This window comes from Paenibacillus sp. J22FR5 (assembly GCF_059691975.1).
Map to the genome: position 1 here is coordinate 33,936 of NZ_JCAUAN010000008.1, position 18,335 is coordinate 52,270.

Annotated in this window: 21 protein-coding genes; all 21 read left to right on the forward strand. The window is 41.7% G+C overall.

The window, feature by feature from the left end; all coding sequences use genetic code 11:
* The first annotated feature begins 10 nt into the window (after positions 1-10).
* Positions 11-1,327: an FADH(2)-oxidizing methylenetetrahydrofolate--tRNA-(uracil(54)-C(5))-methyltransferase TrmFO gene (trmFO, locus tag AC58P7_RS13305; RefSeq protein WP_497343496.1), complete on the forward strand. Its 1,317-nt coding sequence runs from the start codon at positions 11-13 to the stop codon at positions 1,325-1,327.
* A 197-nt stretch (positions 1,328-1,524) separates the two neighbouring features.
* Entirely contained in the window at positions 1,525-2,082 is a 558-nt protein-coding gene (gene hslV / locus AC58P7_RS13310) for an ATP-dependent protease subunit HslV (RefSeq protein ID WP_497343498.1), read from the forward strand.
* An 86-nt stretch (positions 2,083-2,168) separates the two neighbouring features.
* Complete coding sequence (gene hslU / locus AC58P7_RS13315) at positions 2,169-3,566, forward strand: ATP-dependent protease ATPase subunit HslU (RefSeq protein WP_497343500.1); 1,398 nt, start codon at positions 2,169-2,171, stop codon at positions 3,564-3,566.
* Between the two features lie 36 nt (positions 3,567-3,602).
* Positions 3,603-4,388, forward strand: a complete 786-nt coding sequence (gene codY / locus AC58P7_RS13320) for a GTP-sensing pleiotropic transcriptional regulator CodY (RefSeq protein WP_497343502.1) — start codon at positions 3,603-3,605, stop codon at positions 4,386-4,388.
* A 224-nt stretch (positions 4,389-4,612) separates the two neighbouring features.
* Complete coding sequence (flgB, locus tag AC58P7_RS13325) at positions 4,613-5,020, forward strand: flagellar basal body rod protein FlgB (protein ID WP_497343504.1); 408 nt, start codon at positions 4,613-4,615, stop codon at positions 5,018-5,020.
* A 6-nt stretch (positions 5,021-5,026) separates the two neighbouring features.
* Positions 5,027-5,476: a flagellar basal body rod protein FlgC gene (gene flgC, locus AC58P7_RS13330; RefSeq protein ID WP_497343506.1), complete on the forward strand. Its 450-nt coding sequence runs from the start codon at positions 5,027-5,029 to the stop codon at positions 5,474-5,476.
* Between the two features lie 57 nt (positions 5,477-5,533).
* Positions 5,534-5,806 carry a flagellar hook-basal body complex protein FliE gene (gene fliE, locus AC58P7_RS13335; RefSeq protein WP_497343777.1) on the forward strand — a complete coding sequence of 91 codons (273 nt, stop codon included), beginning with the start codon at positions 5,534-5,536 and terminating at the stop codon, positions 5,804-5,806.
* 41 nt (positions 5,807-5,847) lie between these two features.
* Entirely contained in the window at positions 5,848-7,431 is a 1,584-nt protein-coding gene (gene fliF, locus AC58P7_RS13340; protein WP_497343507.1) for a flagellar basal-body MS-ring/collar protein FliF, read from the forward strand.
* 12 nt (positions 7,432-7,443) lie between these two features.
* Positions 7,444-8,460, forward strand: coding sequence for a flagellar motor switch protein FliG (gene fliG, locus AC58P7_RS13345; RefSeq protein WP_068662580.1), 1,017 nt, complete (start codon positions 7,444-7,446; stop codon positions 8,458-8,460).
* A complete protein-coding gene (locus AC58P7_RS13350) occupies positions 8,453-9,274 on the forward strand; it encodes a FliH/SctL family protein (RefSeq protein WP_497343509.1) in 822 nt (273 codons plus the stop codon). The genes fliG and AC58P7_RS13350 overlap by 8 nt, the downstream gene beginning before the upstream one ends.
* Positions 9,275-9,288: 14 nt before the next feature.
* Positions 9,289-10,602 (forward strand): flagellar protein export ATPase FliI, encoded by a 1,314-nt coding sequence (fliI, locus tag AC58P7_RS13355; RefSeq protein ID WP_497343779.1) that lies wholly within the window; start codon positions 9,289-9,291, stop codon positions 10,600-10,602.
* A 9-nt stretch (positions 10,603-10,611) separates the two neighbouring features.
* Complete coding sequence (gene fliJ / locus AC58P7_RS13360; RefSeq protein ID WP_497343511.1) at positions 10,612-11,055, forward strand: flagellar export protein FliJ; 444 nt, start codon at positions 10,612-10,614, stop codon at positions 11,053-11,055.
* A 23-nt stretch (positions 11,056-11,078) separates the two neighbouring features.
* Complete coding sequence (locus tag AC58P7_RS13365) at positions 11,079-11,996, forward strand: MotE family protein (RefSeq protein ID WP_497343512.1); 918 nt, start codon at positions 11,079-11,081, stop codon at positions 11,994-11,996.
* Positions 11,997-12,029: 33 nt separating this feature from the next.
* Positions 12,030-13,478 carry a flagellar hook-length control protein FliK gene (locus AC58P7_RS13370; protein WP_497343513.1) on the forward strand — a complete coding sequence of 483 codons (1,449 nt, stop codon included), beginning with the start codon at positions 12,030-12,032 and terminating at the stop codon, positions 13,476-13,478.
* Positions 13,479-13,514: 36 nt separating this feature from the next.
* Positions 13,515-13,958: a flagellar hook capping FlgD N-terminal domain-containing protein gene (locus AC58P7_RS13375; RefSeq protein ID WP_497343514.1), complete on the forward strand. Its 444-nt coding sequence runs from the start codon at positions 13,515-13,517 to the stop codon at positions 13,956-13,958.
* Positions 13,955-14,341: a TIGR02530 family flagellar biosynthesis protein gene (locus tag AC58P7_RS13380; protein ID WP_497343516.1), complete on the forward strand. Its 387-nt coding sequence runs from the start codon at positions 13,955-13,957 to the stop codon at positions 14,339-14,341. Before AC58P7_RS13375 ends, AC58P7_RS13380 begins: the two co-directional genes overlap by 4 nt.
* A 95-nt stretch (positions 14,342-14,436) precedes the next feature.
* On the forward strand, positions 14,437-15,258 hold the full coding sequence (gene flgG / locus AC58P7_RS13385) for a flagellar basal body rod protein FlgG (RefSeq protein WP_497343518.1): 822 nt from the start codon (positions 14,437-14,439) through the stop codon (positions 15,256-15,258).
* Positions 15,259-15,318: 60 nt separating this feature from the next.
* Positions 15,319-15,540, forward strand: a complete 222-nt coding sequence (locus AC58P7_RS13390; protein WP_497343520.1) for a flagellar FlbD family protein — start codon at positions 15,319-15,321, stop codon at positions 15,538-15,540.
* Positions 15,541-16,026: a flagellar basal body-associated FliL family protein gene (locus tag AC58P7_RS13395; RefSeq protein ID WP_497343522.1), complete on the forward strand. Its 486-nt coding sequence runs from the start codon at positions 15,541-15,543 to the stop codon at positions 16,024-16,026. It abuts the gene before it with no gap.
* A 35-nt stretch (positions 16,027-16,061) separates the two neighbouring features.
* Positions 16,062-17,060, forward strand: coding sequence for a flagellar motor switch protein FliM (gene fliM / locus AC58P7_RS13400; RefSeq protein ID WP_057315694.1), 999 nt, complete (start codon positions 16,062-16,064; stop codon positions 17,058-17,060).
* On the forward strand, positions 17,053-18,321 hold the full coding sequence (gene fliY / locus AC58P7_RS13405) for a flagellar motor switch phosphatase FliY (RefSeq protein WP_497343781.1): 1,269 nt from the start codon (positions 17,053-17,055) through the stop codon (positions 18,319-18,321). The genes fliM and fliY overlap by 8 nt, the downstream gene beginning before the upstream one ends.
* Positions 18,322-18,335: the final 14 nt, after the last annotated feature.

The window sequence follows — 18,335 nt, forward strand, 5'->3', positions numbered from 1 at the left end:
GTGTCCGATTTTGCCAGAAAATCAAAGAGTAACAGTCATCGGCGCAGGATTGGCAGGCAGTGAAGCCGCGTGGCAAATTGCCCGCCAAGGCGTGCCTGTTACTTTATATGAAATGCGTAACAAACGAAAAACGCCAGCACATATTACCGATCAGTTCGCTGAACTCGTGTGCAGTAATTCTTTACGCTCCAACGGTCTTACGAATGCTGTAGGTGTATTGAAAGAAGAGATGAGACGTATGGACTCTCTCATTCTAGCTTGCGCTGACGAGCACGCTGTACCTGCAGGTGGCGCATTAGCAGTTGATCGCGATGGTTTCTCTCAAGGGGTAACCAATACATTGCGCAATCACCCTTTAATTGAGGTTCGCAATGAAGAAATTCAGACGCTGCCAGAAGGAATTACGGTCGTAGCTACAGGACCGCTCACTTCACCTGATTTAGCTGCGGAGCTCAAAACGTTGATGGGTGAGGAGTATTTGTACTTTTATGATGCTGCTGCACCGATTGTAGAGAAAGATTCAATTGATATGAATAAGGTATATTTGGCTTCTCGTTATGACAAAGGGGAAGCTGCATACCTCAACTGTCCGATGACTGAAGAAGAATTTAACGTATTCTATGAGGCTCTTATAACTGCTGAAGTTGCAGAGTTGAAGGAATTCGAGAAAGAAATTTATTTTGAAGGCTGCATGCCATTGGAAGTTATGGCTAAGCGCGGTAAACAAACGGTTTTATTTGGACCTATGAAGCCAGTGGGCTTAATTAATCCGCATACAGGCAAAATGCCACATGCTGTTGTTCAACTTCGCCAAGATAATGCAGCAGGTACTTTATACAACCTGGTCGGTTTCCAAACGCATTTGAAATGGGGAGAACAGAAGCGAGTTCTTCAACTCATACCTGGGTTGGAGCAAGCGGAGTTCGTCCGTTATGGTGTTATGCATCGTAATACGTTTATTAACTCACCCAGACTGCTTGAACCGACTTATCAGTACAAACGTCGCGAGAATCTGTTTTTTGCAGGTCAAATGACGGGTGTTGAGGGTTACGTTGAATCTGCCGCTTCTGGTTTGATTGCTGGACTCAATGCAGGTCGTATGGCAAAAGGCCAAGAATGTTTGGTTTTACCAGCAGAAACGACATTGGGAAGTATGGCTCAATACATTACGACAGCAGACTTCAAACATTTCCAACCGATGAATGCAAATTTCGGGCTTCTTCCTACGCTGCCAGAGCGTATTCGTAATAAAAAAGAAAAATATGAAAAACTGGCTAACCGCGCTTTGGAAAGTATTCAGAATTTTGTGAAAACAGTGGCCGAATAAGTTGTCATGGGATGATTCGCTGTGTTACTATAAATTAATGTTTTATTGCATTTTTCATTCGTTTGATCATACATTTACCTCTAGATGCGGTCTTCTCAACCTTTAGGACCTCGCTAGAGGTTTCTCTCATTTTTGCGGCCCATACGAATGTTTAGCTCTGTTTTGCGGTTATGATTCTGATAGAGGGGTGAATTGAGATGGAACCGAATAATCAAGCAACGTTTCACGCGACAACGATATTTGCAATCCGTCATGAAGGTAAGGGAGCCATTGCAGGCGACGGTCAAGTGACATTTGGCAATAGTATGATTATGAAAAGCACGGCCAAAAAAGTTCGGCGTTTACATAGAGGGAAAGTGATTGCTGGATTCGCCGGGTCTGTTGCAGATGCCATAACACTCTTTGAAAAATTTGAAGGAAAGCTGGAAGAACACCATGGCAATCTGCAACGAGCTGCTGTAGAGCTAACGAAGGATTGGCGTCAAGATCGTGTGCTCCGCAGACTAGAAGCTATGATGATTGTCATGGATGCCACAGGCCTGCTGCTGCTCTCCGGAAATGGGGAAGTCATCGAGCCGGATGATGGCATACTGGCGATTGGTTCTGGCGGAAGCTTTGCGCTAGCGGCGGGTAGAGCGCTTCATCGACATGCTCCGCAGTTAAGAGCGAAGGAAATTGCTCATGCTGCGCTAACGACTGCAGCCGAAATATGTGTATTTACTAACCATAATATTATTGTTGAAGAGATTGAATAGACTAGAACGTATGTTTCTTTGAAGTAACAGGCACACGCTCTCAATTGATCAATTGGCTTTAGCCTAAATTTAAGGAGGGTACACATATGGCAAATAGCTCTCTAACACCGAAACAAATTGTCCATGAATTAGATCGATATATTGTTGGTCAGAAAAAAGCAAAGAAATCTGTTGCGATTGCATTGCGAAATCGTTATCGGAGAAATCTTGTCGATGAGAGCATGAGGGATGAAATTGTACCGAAAAACATTCTCATGATTGGCCCTACTGGGGTAGGGAAGACAGAAATTGCACGTAGACTTGCGAAATTAGTTGGTGCTCCCTTTATTAAAGTTGAAGCTACGAAATTCACAGAAGTTGGCTATGTTGGCCGTGATGTAGAGTCGATGGTTCGTGACCTGGTTGAGACTGCCGTGCGCATGGTCAAATTAGAACGTATGGAGAAGGTCAAAGATCGGGCTGAGAAGCTTGCGAATGAGCGTTTAGTGGTGTTGCTGGCCCCAAGCCCTACGAAAGCCAAAACACAGCGTAATCCGCTTGAGATGCTGTTTGGTGGGCAAAACAAAGAAGAGCAAGAGGAAATGACGCCAGATCCTAACTTAACTTCTAAAAGAGGTCAAATCGCCGAACAATTATCCAATGGTAAATTAGAGAATGAACTTGTTGAGATTGAGGTAGAAGACTCAGCGCCGTCTATGCTCGATATGCTCGGAGGCCAAGGCAATGAACAAGCAGGCATCAATATGCAAGAGATGTTTGGGAGCCTCATGCCGAAGAAAACGAAGAAGCGGAAATTGCTTGTTAAAGAAGCAAGAAAAGTGTTGACGCAAGAAGAAGCGCAGAAATTAATTGACATGGATGATGTAATCCAGGAATCGGTTACTCGTGCTGAGCAAAGCGGCATTATTTTCATTGATGAAATAGACAAAATAGCAAGTAGCAGCCGCGGCGGCAGTGGACCGGATATTTCGCGTGAAGGTGTACAGAGAGATATTCTACCTATTGTTGAAGGTTCCACAGTTGTAACCAAATACGGACCTGTCAAAACAGATTATGTATTATTCATTGGGGCTGGTGCTTTTCACATTGCAAAGCCATCTGATCTCATTCCAGAGTTGCAAGGTAGGTTCCCGATTCGTGTCGAACTAAGTGATTTAACGTTAGAAGACTTTGTTTCTATATTAACGGAGCCTAAGAATGCTTTAACCAAACAATACACTGCTTTATTGCAAACCGAAGGTATAACTGTTGAGTTTGCGGAGGAAGCTATTCATGAAATTGCTCGTATCGCAGTTGAAGTGAATCAACAAACGGAAAATATCGGAGCTCGTCGTTTACATACGATTCTCGAGAAGTTGCTCGAAGATCTATCCTTTGAGGCGCCAGAAATCACATTAGAGTCAATCGTGATTAATCCGGCATATGTACGCGAGAAGCTAAGCAGTATTGTTCAAAATCGAGATTTAAGTCAATATATTTTATAAGAAACATGCAGGTTGTAGTTAGTAGGAGGCAGTTACATGAGTTTACTAAATAAAACAAGAAGGCTAAATCGTTTGCTCCAAAAGGAAGCGGGCAACGCGGTTAGCTTTATGGATATGGCAGAGGTTCTACGGGATATCGTTATCGCGAATATCTATGTTGTCAGCCGAAAGGGAAAGATATTAGGTTACGCGGTTACAAATGATCCAGTCTCTCCTGAAATGAATCAGACCATTTTAGTTGAACGTAGATTTCCTTTGGAATCTAATAATTTGCTGTTAAAGATTGAGGAGACTTCATCAACCACAGAACCAGATAGCCCATACTTTTATTACACGGATCAAATGAAAGATATGTTTCCATCCACACATACAACATTAGTGCCAATTATTGGTGGTGGGGACCGGCTTGGAACTTTAATACTTAGCCGCAGCGAAGGTAACTTTATAGATGATGATTTAATTCTTGCTGAGTATGGTTCGACAGTAATCGCCATGGAAATATTAAGAGAACGTGCTGAAGAAATTGAAGAAGAAGCTCGTAGTAAAGCAGTTGTTCAAGTTGCAATTGGCTCTTTGTCCTTCAGTGAGATGGAAGCTGTTGAACATATTTTTGAGGAACTGGATGGAAAAGAAGGTTTGTTGGTGGCGAGTAAAATTGCAGATCGTGTGGGGATAACGCGTTCTGTTATCGTTAATGCGCTGCGTAAACTCGAGAGTGCTGGCGTTATAGAGACGCGATCACTTGGTATGAAGGGCACTTATATCCGTATTTTAAATGAACAACTAATGCAAAGTATTGAGCAAATGAAGTCCAAATTGTAAATATTCAATGTGAAGCCCTATCTGGTAAAAAGATAGGGCTTTTTTCTTATTGTAACTTAACGTAATATCTTAGATGATAAAGAGTATAAGTCAAAGGTTTACATTTTTCTACATATAGGACTATTTTGTATCGGAAATTGAGAATAATGTCGAAACAAGCAGGAATCGATTCTCCCGATGTTGAAGTAGTAACAGACTATTAATAGAGTGAAGGGGAATCGTTTATGTCTTTTTTAGACAAGCCTAGTTGGAATATGATGGAGCGATCGCTGGATGCATCGACGCTAAGACAGAAAGTGGTAGCGAATAACATTGCCAATGTGGATACTCCTAACTTCAAACGTTCCGATGTTGTATTTGAAGAGCTTTTGCAAGGTCAAATGAATGCAGGCACTCCTTCAATAGATGGTTATCGAACAGACCCAAGGCATTTTGTAATTGGTAAATCCACTAAACTGCCTAATTCAGAAGTGAAAACAGACGATTCAACAGCAATTAACAATAACTTGAACAATGTCGATGTTGACTACGAAATGTCACTAATGGCCAAAAATCAGCTTAAATACAATACAATGGTCCAACAAATGAATAGCGACTTCAAAAAATTGCGCACAGTCATAGGGGGCAGGTAATAAAGGATGAGACTTACTAATGGGTTTGACATCAGTGCATCTGCGTTAACTGCACAACGACTGCGTATGGATGTTGTTTCATCAAATATTGCAAACGCGGATACCACAAGAGCGAAATTTGTTAACGGGAAATGGATGCCCTATACGCGGAAGTTGGTTTCATTCGAAACGAAGTCACAACCAAGTTTCGCCCAAACACTAAACTCAGCAATGGCGGATGGAACTGGTGAGGGAGTGCGGGTAAACAAAATATTTGAAGATCAGTCTCCATTAAAGCAAGTGTATAATCCAACCCATCCTGACGCAGATAGTAATGGGTTTGTTTACATGCCGAACGTTGATATTACGAAAGAAATGGTCGATATGATTTCGGCAACGAGATCGTATGAAGCGAATGTGACCGCTTTAAATGCAAGCAAATCGATGATTACAAAAGCATTGGAAATTGGTAAATAACCACGATAGGAGGTTGCCGGCGTGATTGACAAAATTAGTTACAGTCCGATAAATATTATGAGTTCCATTCAACCGAAGGATAACACGGGAGAGGGAGCAGACGATCTAGGTAAAAAATTTGGATCATTTCTTAATGATGCGATGACCAATTTAAGCGCGCAGCAAAAACAAGTCGATCAGTTGAATGAAAGCTTCATTAAAGGGGAACTTTCCGATGTACATCAATTGACAATTGCCTCTGAAAAAGCGTCACTTGGACTTGAACTTACGGTTCAAGTCAGAAATAAAGTGATCGAGGCGTACCAAGAAATGATGAGAATGCAGCTGTAAGTATAGAGATGCTGCTAAATTTGGGTCAATGAGGTGACAGAGTGAACGAGAACCTGCTCCAGTACTGGGAAAAGGTGAAGCAATACTGGAATCGTTATAATCGAACGACAAAAATTACATTTATAGCAACCGTGTTGTTACTGATTCTAACAGCTGCAATCATAAGTATTAATTTATCTAAAACAGAGTATTCATTGGCGTTTACAGAACTGCAGCCAAGTGATGCAGCAAATATTAAATCATATCTCGATACTGCGAAAATCCCATATCATCTGAGTGCGGACGGCAAAAGTATAGAAGTGCCTACAAGTGAGGTTGCTAATGTAAAGCTAGCCGTTGAATCTCAAGGTTTGAATAAGAATGGCTCCTTGGGGTTTGAAGTTTTTAGCGGTAGTAGTTCATTCGGCATTACGGATAATGAATTTAAAGTGAAATACTTGAGCGCTATCCAAGGTGAGCTTCAACAACTAATTAATTCGAATCAAGCTATTTCTAGCTCTAAGGTTCTCATTTCTCTTCCAGAAGAAGGCCCATTCTTAAAAGATCAAGCGGAAAAGGCAACAGCATCTGTTGTATTACAAGTAAAGCAAGGTTATACGTTGGATCAACAAAAAGTGGATACGATTTATAATTTAGTCTCACATAGTATCAAGAATCTCCCAATTGAAAATATAACGATTTCGGACCAATATGGGCAAAATTTAGTGTCATCTAAGGTTGAAGGTGGTTCTTCATCCGGACAACTAGTGAATCAATCCGATATTAATACCCAGTTCCGTAATGATTTACAGAAAAATATTAACAACATGCTTGGTAACATGTTCGGACGAGATAAAGTTAATGTCAGCGTGTTTACAACCATGAATTTTGATCAGAAGAAAACCAAAGAGCAGCTTGTACGAGCACCTAATCAAGTTGATCAAAAAGGTTTAGAAATTTCCTTGCAGGAAGCAACGGAGTCTTATCAGAATAATGGTTCTGATACAGGTGGTGTACCAGGTACAGGTTCGACTGACGTACCGGGGTATCCGGGTTCATCCAACACTGGGAAATCAAATTCAGAAAAGACAAGTAAAACTGTCAATTACGAAGTGGATCGCATAACAAATGACATTATTTCAACGCCTTATGTAGTGAAGGATTTGAGTATTAATGTGGGTATCGAGCCTCCTGTTAGGGATGACCCGAATTCACTTACAGCAGAAACGAAAACAGCAGTTCAGAACGCATTGGTTAACATTGTGAGAACCGCACTTGCTGATAATAAAACTACTTATACAGACGATGAACTGCAGAAGAAAGTTACCGTATTTGCACACTCTTTTGCGAGATCATCGGATGCAAGTGCTTCCAAAACAACAACGTACTTGACTTATGGTGGATTAGCTCTTGCGGCTTTAGCTATTGGAGCGATTGTCGGATTTGCAATTAGAAGACGCAAAAAAGCAGCTCAACAGCTAGTTGAACAGGAAATGAATGTTGCGGCGAGTAAGGCCGAGCTTCCAACGATCGACATCGAAAATGTAACGAATGACAATCAAGTGCGTAAGCAGCTCGAAACGCTTGCGAAAAAGCGGCCTGAAGATTTCGTCAACTTGCTGCGCACTTGGTTAGTAGATGAATAGAGGTGCACTTGTATGGCCAGAGCCGCTTTGCAAGGGTTAACCGGACGACAAAAGGCAGCTATTCTTTTGATCAGTTTAGGCCCTGAGGTTTCAGCACAAATTTTCAAACACTTACGTGAAGAGGAAATCGAACAATTAACACTTGAGATAGCGAATGTGCGAAAAGTAGATACGCTTGAGAAGGATTCAATTTTGGCTGAATTCCATCAAATCTGCTTAGCACAGGAATTTATTTCTCAAGGTGGGATTGCCTACGCAAAAGATATTTTGGAGAAAGCGCTCGGCTCCCAGAAAGCACTGGATATTATCAATCGATTAACAGCGACGTTACAAGTGAGACCTTTTGACTTTGCGAGAAAAGCAGACCCTGCACAAATTCTTAATTTTATTCAAAATGAGAACTCCCAAACGATTGCTCTCGTATTGTCTTATTTGCAAGCTGAACAAGCATCCATCATTTTGTCTTCGCTCCCACAGGAAAAACAAGCCGATGTTGCAAAGCGTATCGCACTAATGGATAGCACTTCACCTGAGGTTATCTCACAGGTTGAGCGCGTGCTTGAACAAAAGCTGTCCTCAACAGTGACTCAGGATTACACGAATGCAGGTGGCATTGCATCTATCGTTCAAATTTTGAATGGTGTTGACCGTGGAACAGAACGTACCATTCTCGATTCACTAGAAATTCAAGATCCTGAATTAGCCGAAGAAATCAAAAAACGGATGTTTGTATTCGAGGATATTGTGAATATCGACAATCGTTCGATTCAACGTATTATTCGTGATATTGAAAATGCAGATCTACAGCTTGCACTTAAAGTTGCAAGTGAAGAAGTACGCGATGTGTTGTTCAAAAACATGTCCAAGCGTATGGCTGAGACGTTCAAAGAAGAAATGGAATTTATGGGACCCGTACGTTTACGTGATGTAGAAGAAGCCCAAACCCGCATTGTAGCTACCATTCGTCGCTTAGAAGAATCGGGTGAAATCATCATCGCACGTGGTGGAGGAGATGATATTATTGTCTAATGTCATTAAATCATTCGCATATTATCCAATTGAAGATAAAAAAATCGTTGAAACTTTGTCACTTCGTTTGGAAGCTGGCACTGAGTTGCAACCTGATGATGGTTTGACAGTAGAGATGCAGAATGAAATTAATGATGCTACTACGTTGAAAAATCAAATTATTCAGGATGCAGAAGTCTTTGCAAGCGAGCAAATCGATCAAGCCATGCAAGAGTGTGCAATGATCCGCGAACAAACGGAATCTGATATTGCGAGTTGGTGGGAAAGTAGACGAGCCGAGGATGAAGAGTTAGTCAACTCATCGAAGCAAGCTGGTTTCGAGGAAGGCTATCGGCAGGGTGTTTCTCAAGCGGAAGATGTATTAAGAAAAGAATATAGTGAGATGCTTGCTGAGGCTAGTTCCATTCTTGAACAATCGTACAAGCTGAAACAGCAAATCATACAAGAATCCGAGCCATTTCTGATTGAGTTAAGCACATCCATCGCTGAAAAAATTATTGTAAGACAATTATCTTTGGAGCCGGGCTGGGTGATAGAGCTCATTCAAAAAGTACTTGCTCGTAGACGTGAAAAGGGAATTATAACTTTATGCGTTGCTCCATCACAATTCGCTTATATTCAAGGTGCAAGAGAAGAATTAATCACTTCAATTGATTCACAGGCAGAACTTGAAATTATTCCTGACTCATCGGTTCAAGATCAAGGATGTGTAATTCGGTCCTCTTACGGAAGTATCGATGCTAGAATTGACACACAGCTGAAAGAAATCAAATCAGCGCTGCAGCAACTGGCCACACAAAGTGAGGAATTATAATGACCCGGACATCCATGCCGAAGGCGGATAAATACAAAGAAGTTTTACAGACGATTGATCCGATTAGGGTTAACGGCAAGGTTACCCAAGTGATCGGACTTACCGTTGAATCCGAAGGTCCCGATGTCAGTATAGGTGATCTTTGTTATATCTATCCTCATAAATCGAACAAGCCTTTAAAAGCTGAAGTGGTTGGTTTCCGCAGCAATAAAGTTATTTTGATGCCGCTTGGAGATCTCGATGCGATTGGTCCTGGTTGTGATGTCGTAGGTACTGGTAAACCATTAACTGTTCAGGTTGGACATGAATTATTGGGTAAAGTACTTGATGGACTGGGTCAGCCCTTAGATGGTTCTTATTTACCTTCTAGGATGGCACAATATTCAACAAATAATTCGCCAAGCAATCCGTTAACACGTCCGCGTGTTCTCAATCCGATCTCTGTTGGTGTTCGTTGTATCGATGGTTTATTGACAATTGGCAAGGGTCAGCGTGTTGGTATTTTTGCAGGTTCCGGTGTTGGCAAAAGTACATTAATGGGCATGATTGCTCGGAATACTTCGGCTGATGTCAATGTTATCGCCCTTATTGGAGAGCGTGGCAGAGAGGTATTGGATTTCATAGAGCGAGATTTAGGTCCCGAGGGATTGGCGAGATCTGTTGTGATTGTGGCAACTTCAGATCAACCTGCGTTAATTCGAATCAAAGGTGCTATGATTGCGACCAGTATTGCTGAGTATTTTAGAGATCGCGGCTTAAACGTCATGATGATGATGGACTCTGTTACTCGTTTTGCCATGGCACAGCGTGAGGTTGGACTTGCAGTTGGAGAGCCGCCAGCTACACGTGGTTATACACCATCCGTGTTTGCCATGCTGCCAAGACTTTTGGAGCGCTCAGGTACGGGGGCAAAGGGCTCAATTACTGCATTTTACACTGTACTTGTTGACGGTGATGATATGAATGAGCCAATTGCAGATGCCGTCCGAGGTATCTTGGATGGTCACATTGTCCTTAACCGTAGTATTGCGAACAAAGGGCATTATCCAGCGATCGATGTTTTATCCAGCGTAAGCCGAGTCATGAAAGAAATTGTTCCTTCAGAACATATGGAAGCTGCCGATCAACTTAAGCGACTTCTCTCTATATATAAAGATTCGGAAGATCTTATCAATATCGGGGCGTATCAAAAAGGAACTAATCCAAATATTGATGTCGCCATGGATAATATCGAGGCCATTTGGGATTTTACGAAACAAAAAACAAGTGAAAAGCTAACCTATGAAGAAGCTCAAGAACGTTTAATCCAAGAATTTTATAAGGGATGAGGGTCCTAGATGAGTTTTCGCTATTCTTTCCAGCAAATTGTCGATTTGAAAAACAATGAACGAACACAAGCAGAATGGATTTTATCTGAGGCAATGGGGCAATTGCGGAGCGAAGAAACGAGCTTACATGGATTGTTCGAGCAAAAAGAAAACCTTCAAAACGAAATGGTTCAAGCGACTAGTCATTCCGTTACCATATCGAACATGCTTATGATGCAAAGCTATATGAATCATGTGGATACTCAAATTGCACGAAAACATCAAGATGTGAAACATGCTAGGCTTATCGTTACTGAGAAACAGGAGCATTTATCGGTGAAAATGATCGATGAGAAGGTTTGGACGAAGGCTAGAGAGAAAGCGCATAATCAATTTCAACTCATGGTCGCGAAAAAAGAGCAGGATGCTCTTGATGAGATGGCAACGAATCGGTTTAAGCGACTTTCGTATTAAGGTAGAAAAGGAGGGACGAAGAGATGGCCGATACAAGCGTAGAGGGTGCATCTTATAGTGCACTGGAGCGATTTTTGATATGGTTTGTCATCCCCTTTGTGTTTACGGCGGTTTTACTCTTCGTGCTACTTTCGATTTTTGACTATGATATCAAAAGTAGTATTCAAAAAGCTTTGCACAACACGCCTGTCATTGGCTACATTGTTCCAGCACCAAAAGAAAGTGCTCCTACGACTGAGGCAGGAAAAGCAACTACACCAGAGCAAAGCTCGAAACTGAAAGAGGATGAGATTGCGAAGCTGAACGCTAGGGTAACTGAACTTTCAACAGCGCTACAAAAAGCCGATGCAACGACAGAACAAAAGGATCAATCCCTTAAGGATGCCGTTGCAAAAGTTACGGCACTTGAGGAAAAGTTAAAAGATAAAACGCAATCTGAAGAAGAATACACGAATCAAATTACTCAGCTAGCCAATATGTATGCCAAAATGAACCCTGCTAAAGTAGCACCTATTATTGAGGCGTTGACTCCGAATGAAATGGTTCTTGTTTTTTCCATGATGAAAGCGGATAGCCGTGGAGCCATTCTTGAGAAAATGGACGCTGCAAAAGCAGCTGCCGCATCCATAGGCTTAAAAGATACTGTGCTTGTACGAGATAAAGAAATAGCTGCTCTTCAAGAAAGACTAGCAACGAATAACACGAAGGATGCCAAGGCAGCGACAAGCACGGTAAGTTCTTCGGATCTAGGTCAAACTTTTGCAAATATGACACCAAAGAGTGCCTCGAACGTCTTGCTAGAGATGAACAAATCTAATCCAGCAAAAGTATTAAACATTTTAAGCGGAATGGATAATGCATCTCGTTCTAAGGTAATGTCGGCTCTCTCAGATGCGAATAAGGAAATCGCAGCATCTATTGCTGCAAAACTTGTTCAGTAGCATGCTTTGATTTTATGAAGGGAGGTGAATAAAGTGGACGTACAAATGACTTCAGTACCTGTAACACAAACAGGTACAGCGAACTCTACAACAGCAACTAAAGGAACTTCTAAAGCAAATGCTGCAACGGGTACATTTTCTGCTCTTCTTTCAGATCAAACCGCACAGGAGAGTGCACCAGTTGTTGACGGACAGCCAACTGAGACCGAGCTTTCAATGAGCATGATGCTCCAAATGATACAGAGCTTAGTTGTACCGATTCAAACAACAGTTGATCAGAAAGCAACAAGTAGTCAAGAAGATCATACACTTCCAGAATTGCTTTTAGAAGCGATGAACAGTAATCCTGCTTTAGCAGATAAATTACTGCAAGATCCAAAAGTGAAGAAGTGGTTCGAAAACGCTGAAGATTTGTTAGCTACTCTTGGTAATGCCTCTAGTTACGCTGGTGTTGGATTACTAGCTACATGGCAACAACCAACTAGTGAATCAATGAGTCTGAAAGCACAGAATACGTTATTGTCACTGACGGCTTTATCCAAACAGCAGCCAGATAATCCGATTCTAAACTACTTAAATACAGAACTCACGAATGCGATTGAGCCGTTACTGCCTGAGATTTTAGAAGGATTAGGAAACGAGCAAAAGTTGGTTCCTAGTACAGTAACAAGTAGTTCTGAAGAGTCAGACATGCGGGTCACCGGTGCCAAGAATCAAACGACTCACAGTGCGAAAGTTACACCAAACAAATACATAAATAAACATGAGACTGAACAATCGGCGGAGAGTATTCTTCCTCTGAACCTACAAGCTGTTCAACCGAAGCAAGAGAAATTTGCAATTAAACATATTCCGGCTTCTATTATCGAACAGAATACTAGCGTTTCTGAAACTCCAGTTAGACCTCTTGTGGATCTGCCAATTGAAGCCAATACAACAACGAATACGATAGTCACGATTGGTGATTTGCAGAAAGCACAGCAAGTAACGCTTACGGCTGAGAAGACATCAGTGCCTGTCCTAACAGCAACTAATTTCACAGAAGAAATGACAACACATGTATTGAAAAATATGAAAATTACGATGTCTGAAGGCTTCTCTGAAGCAAAACTTTCCTTGTTCCCCAAGAATCTAGGACACGTAGATGTGAAAATTTCAATGCATGAAGGTCAATTATTTGCACAGTTTGCGGCGGATACCTTAGCAGGGAAGCAAATGCTCGAGAGTCAGTTGCCTCAATTACGTCAAGCTCTACTTACACAAGGCTTACAGGTCGAGAAGCTAGAAGTTACACAAAGTCCAAATATGTCATCTAGCATGTTCCAAGATCAGCGTCAGCCACAGTCCTTCAATCAGTCACAGCGTCAACCTAAAAATCGTTCGAATGACATTGAAATCGATACTGATTTTAAAGAAGACATGGATCAATTAGCACAAATTCGAAATAATGTAAATGGTAACTCCTTCGATGTTACTGCCTAAACCGAGATATATATGATGCAGTTGGAGGTGAAAGTTATGGCTACAAGCCCAATTGTCGGAAATGTCTCTGATCTGATTAATACGGGGACTACCGCGAAAACGAAGGAAAAGGATAGTACAACGTTAGGTAAGGATGATTTCCTGAAAATCTTGATAACACAGCTTCAAAATCAAGATCCAACGCAGCCTTTACAAGATAAAGAGTTCATTGCGCAGATGGCCCAATTTACTTCTGTTGAGCAATTGACGAATATGGCTAGTGAAATGAAGCTCATGAGGCAGTCACTTGGTTTTGTATCTGGCTTAATCGGTAAATCCATTTCATGGACAGGTACAGATTCTGCAGGTGTTGCTACTGACATGTCTGGCGTAGTAGACTCCATTACCTTTAAGGATGGCAATCAATTTGCCAACGTAAATGGCGTGGAAGTTTCACTCGATAAGTTAAAGAAAATAGAGAACGTTGGCGAAACAAAATGACAGAGAGAATATCCATAGGTCAACTTTATCCTAGTGCGGTTTCTCCTGGTTCAACTAGACGAACACCAACTCAACAACAGATACCAGTTACAGGAAATGCTGCCTTTCAGAAGATTTTCCAAGATCAATTCGTTCGGTTTAGTCATCACGCAGAGGTAAGATTAAAAGAGCGCGGGATACAACTAAAGCCTGAACAAATTGAGAAAATAAACAAAGCCATTGATAAAGCAGCATCAAAAGGTGCCAAAGATGCGCTATTGATCCTAGCTGGGAATGGATACATCGTAAATGTTCCTAACCGCACCGTAGTAACAGCCCTTGATGGCCAAGCCATGAATGAGCACGTGTTTACTCAAATTGATAGTGCAATGATTATTTCATAAATATTGGGCTCGACCTTACAGGAAGCCTAGAGTTGTGGAACGAATGAAGCAACTCAACCTTTAACTACTTACATCCGATTTAGGAGGCCTATTTCATGTTAAGATCTTTATACTCAGGCGTTTCAGGTATGCGTGGTTTTCAAACGAAGTTAGATGTTATCGGGAATAACATTGCTAACGTGAATACCATTGGTTTTAAAGGTGGGCGCGTCATGTTTAAGGATATCCTCAGTCAGACAGTCTCAGGAGTGAGTGCAGCAGACGCAAACCGCGGTGGTGTGAATGCACAGCAGGTCGGTTTAGGTGTTAGTTTGGCTGCAATTGATACTGTTCACACTGCGGGTAGTGCGATGACAACGAACGTTGTAACAGATTTGCGTGTGAATGGCGATGGTTTCTTCGCAGTTGGTACAGCTGAGCAAGCTGATGCTCCTTATTTGACAAGAGCAGGTAACTTTACACTAGATGCTAATCGTAATCTAGTTAATGCGGAAGGACTTCATGTCATGGGCGCTGAGGGTGCCGGTCCAATTGTCATTCCTGAGGATATCGTATCTTTCTCCATCTCTCAGAATGGTGACATAATCGGTGTTAACGCTGCAGGGGAAACTGTAAATACAGGACAAAAAGTTGGTGTTGTGAAAGTTGTTAACCCAGCAGGTCTTGAGAAAATTGGTGGTAACTTGTATCAAATGACAGCAAATGCTAATCCTGAGGGAGCCATTGAAGTTGGATCTGCTGGTAATCCAGAAACAGGAACTGGAACTCTAATTTCTGGTCAATTGGAAATGTCCAATGTCGACTTGACAGGTGAATTCACGGAAATGATTATCGCACAACGTGGTTTCCAAGCGAATTCCCGAATTATTACAACATCTGATGAAGTGCTTCAGGAAGTCGTTAATCTCAAGCATTAATGAGTAGTTAATAAAAAGAGGGGAGCCCTGCTCCCCTTACCCTGATTCAGGAGGAGTAAGATGATTTCTCTCACTCGTTTAAATGGCAAACCCCTAATTATGAATGCTATTTTGATAGAACTTATCGAAGAAACTCCGGATACGATGATTACATTGACGACAGGCAAGAAAATCACAGTTCTCGAAAAGGCAGAGGTTGTGGTAAGCTTAGTTCGGACCTACATGCAAGAAATTGGATCCGTACGAGCGACAATACAGTCCAGGGATACGGAGGGTTCGTAAGTGTTTAAGAACAAAATATTTATTCTCATTGTTTCCATACTTATTGCAATCACACTAATTCTCACTGCAGCGTTTGTGTTGTGGAATTTTATGGAGAAGAATAATCAATCCAAAGATCCTGCAGCACAAGCTCAGGATGCTGTTGCAAGCGTCAAACCGACGAAAGCGCCATCTGCTGAAACGGTAAAAGCGAATACGTCAATCATTAAGGATATTTTAACAAATCTATCAGGCAGTCAGAATTTCATTAAAATTAGTTTCGCGTTTGAGATGGAAAATTCAAAAGCTAAAGCTGAGTTTGATAGTTTGCTTGACTCTGCTGTTAAAGGATCGATCGTCCAAATTTTGGGTGATATGACGAAGGATCAAATTGAAGGAAGCAAAGGCTCAGATAGCTTAACTTCCACAATTATGAACAAACTAAACCCATTACTGCACGAGGGTAAAATTAAGCAAATTTGGATAACTGATAAAGTACTACAGTAACTCGTAAATGATTTTGCTTAAAGGAGGTGACTCGAATGGTTGATGTTTTATCGCAAAATGAGATCGATGCCTTGCTGGCTGCTTTGTCCTCTGGCGAAATGGATGCAGATGAGCTTAAGAAGGAGGATACTCAGAAGAAGGTAAGGGCTTATGATTTTAAGAGAGCAGTACGTTTCTCGAAAGATCATATTCGTAGCTTAACCCGGATTCATGAAAATTTTGCGCGATTTTTAACGACGTATTTCTCAGCTCAGCTGCGTACGTTCGTTCAAATCAGTGTAGTCCAGGTTGAACAGTTGCCCTATGATGAATTTATTCGTTCGATCCCGAAAATGACCATTTTGAACATCTTTGAAGCAGAGCCTTTAGAGGGTCGAATGGTGCTTGAGGTTCATCCCAATGTTGCTTTCGCCATGTTAGATCGTTTGCTTGGCGGCGCTGGTACAACGCCAACCAAAATTAATGCATTAACTGAGATTGAAACGATTGTCATGGAGCGAATTTTCAGTAGAGCATTCGATAGCTTACAAGAAGCTTGGAAGACCGTTATTGATATACAACCTCGTTTAGAGGCACTAGAAACGAATCCGCAGTTTATGCAAATTGTTTCTCCTAATGAAACAATTGCATTAATATCGCTGAGTACCAAAATCGGGGATACAACAGGTATGATCAACTTATGTATTCCTCATGTCGTTATTGAACCGATCATGCCTCGACTTTCTGTACATCACTGGTTTGTTTCCCAGAAGAAAACGAGAGCTCCTGAAGAAGTGGAAGCACTTCAATCTCGCTTGGAGAAAACCAAGTTACCTCTTATTGCAGAACTGGGATCGTCTGAAATTTCAATTCGAGATTTCTTAGGTTTAACGATAGGCGATGTAATCCCGCTGCATAAATCCGTCGAAGATTCGCTTCAAGTCAAAGTGGGCGAGAAGCTGAAATATCTCGGAAGCCCTGGTACCGTAAAAGGGAAGATGGCTGTACAAATTACAGAAATCGTGAATGAAGGAGAAGAAGAATATGATGAATAACAGAGATTATTTGTCGCAGGAAGAGATCGACGCTTTATTGAGACAATCATCTGAAGAAAGCTCTGTATCTTCTTTTCATGGGCCTCCTCAAGTTGAAGATTATTTATCCCCGCTCGAACAGGATGCACTTGGGGAAATAGGTAACATTACGTTTGGAAGTGCGGCGACAGCGTTATCAACGCTATTAGGCAAGAAAGTTGACATAACGACACCAAAGGTGTCTGTGATTGGTAAAGATGAATTGGAAGAACAGTTTCCAAGACCTCATGTTGCTGTTCATGTTAACTATGTGGATGGTTTTGATGGCATTAACCTGCTTGTCATTAAAACGCGTGATGCACAAGTAATTGCTGATCTTATGATGGGTGGAGACGGCACTGGCGGTGATGAGAATCTTAGTGAAATTCATATCAGTGCCGTGCAAGAAGCGATGAATCAGATGATGGGTTCGTCGGCAACATCCATGTCTACCATCTTTAATCGATTTGTCAATATCTCTCCACCAGGAATCGACATATTAAATTTGTCGAAAGGAGAAGGAAAACTGCCTGACGAGGACGTATTTATAAAGATATCGTTCCGACTTGCCATTGGCGATCTTATTGATTCCAACATCATGCAGCTATTGCCTGTTCCTTTCGCCAAAGAAATGGTATCGATCCTAATGGGTGGTGGTGATACTGACTCAGCAATGGAGGCTGCGCCGGCGGCTCAAGCACCAACGGTAACAGCTACTCCTGTGCAAGAAACTCCTAAATCGCAACCAGCACCAGTGTATGAGCAACCTGTATACCAACAACCGATGTATGAACAGCCGATGTATCAGCAGCCTCCAATGGGACAGCCGATGTATCCGCCACAACAACCACCTATGTATCCACCGCAGCAGCCGATGTATCAACAACCTCCAGCTGCATTTGGTGGAATGCCTAATCGCAATGTGAATGTTCAACCTGTACAGTTTGGTAATTTACAATCGGGCTCTTACTCGCAAGCGGATGATACGAACCTGAATTTACTTCTCGATATTCCTCTTAAGGTTACCGTAGAGTTGGGTAGAACGAATAAGGTGATTAAAGACATCTTAGAACTTTCACAGGGTTCTATTATTGAATTGGACAAGCTTGCTGGTGAACCCGTCGATATTTTGGTGAATAATAAGTTGATTGCCAAAGGTGAAGTTGTAGTCATCGATGAGAATTTTGGGGTTCGTGTTACTGACATTGTGAATCAATGGGAACGAATTCAAAAATTACAATAATTTAATTTTAGGGG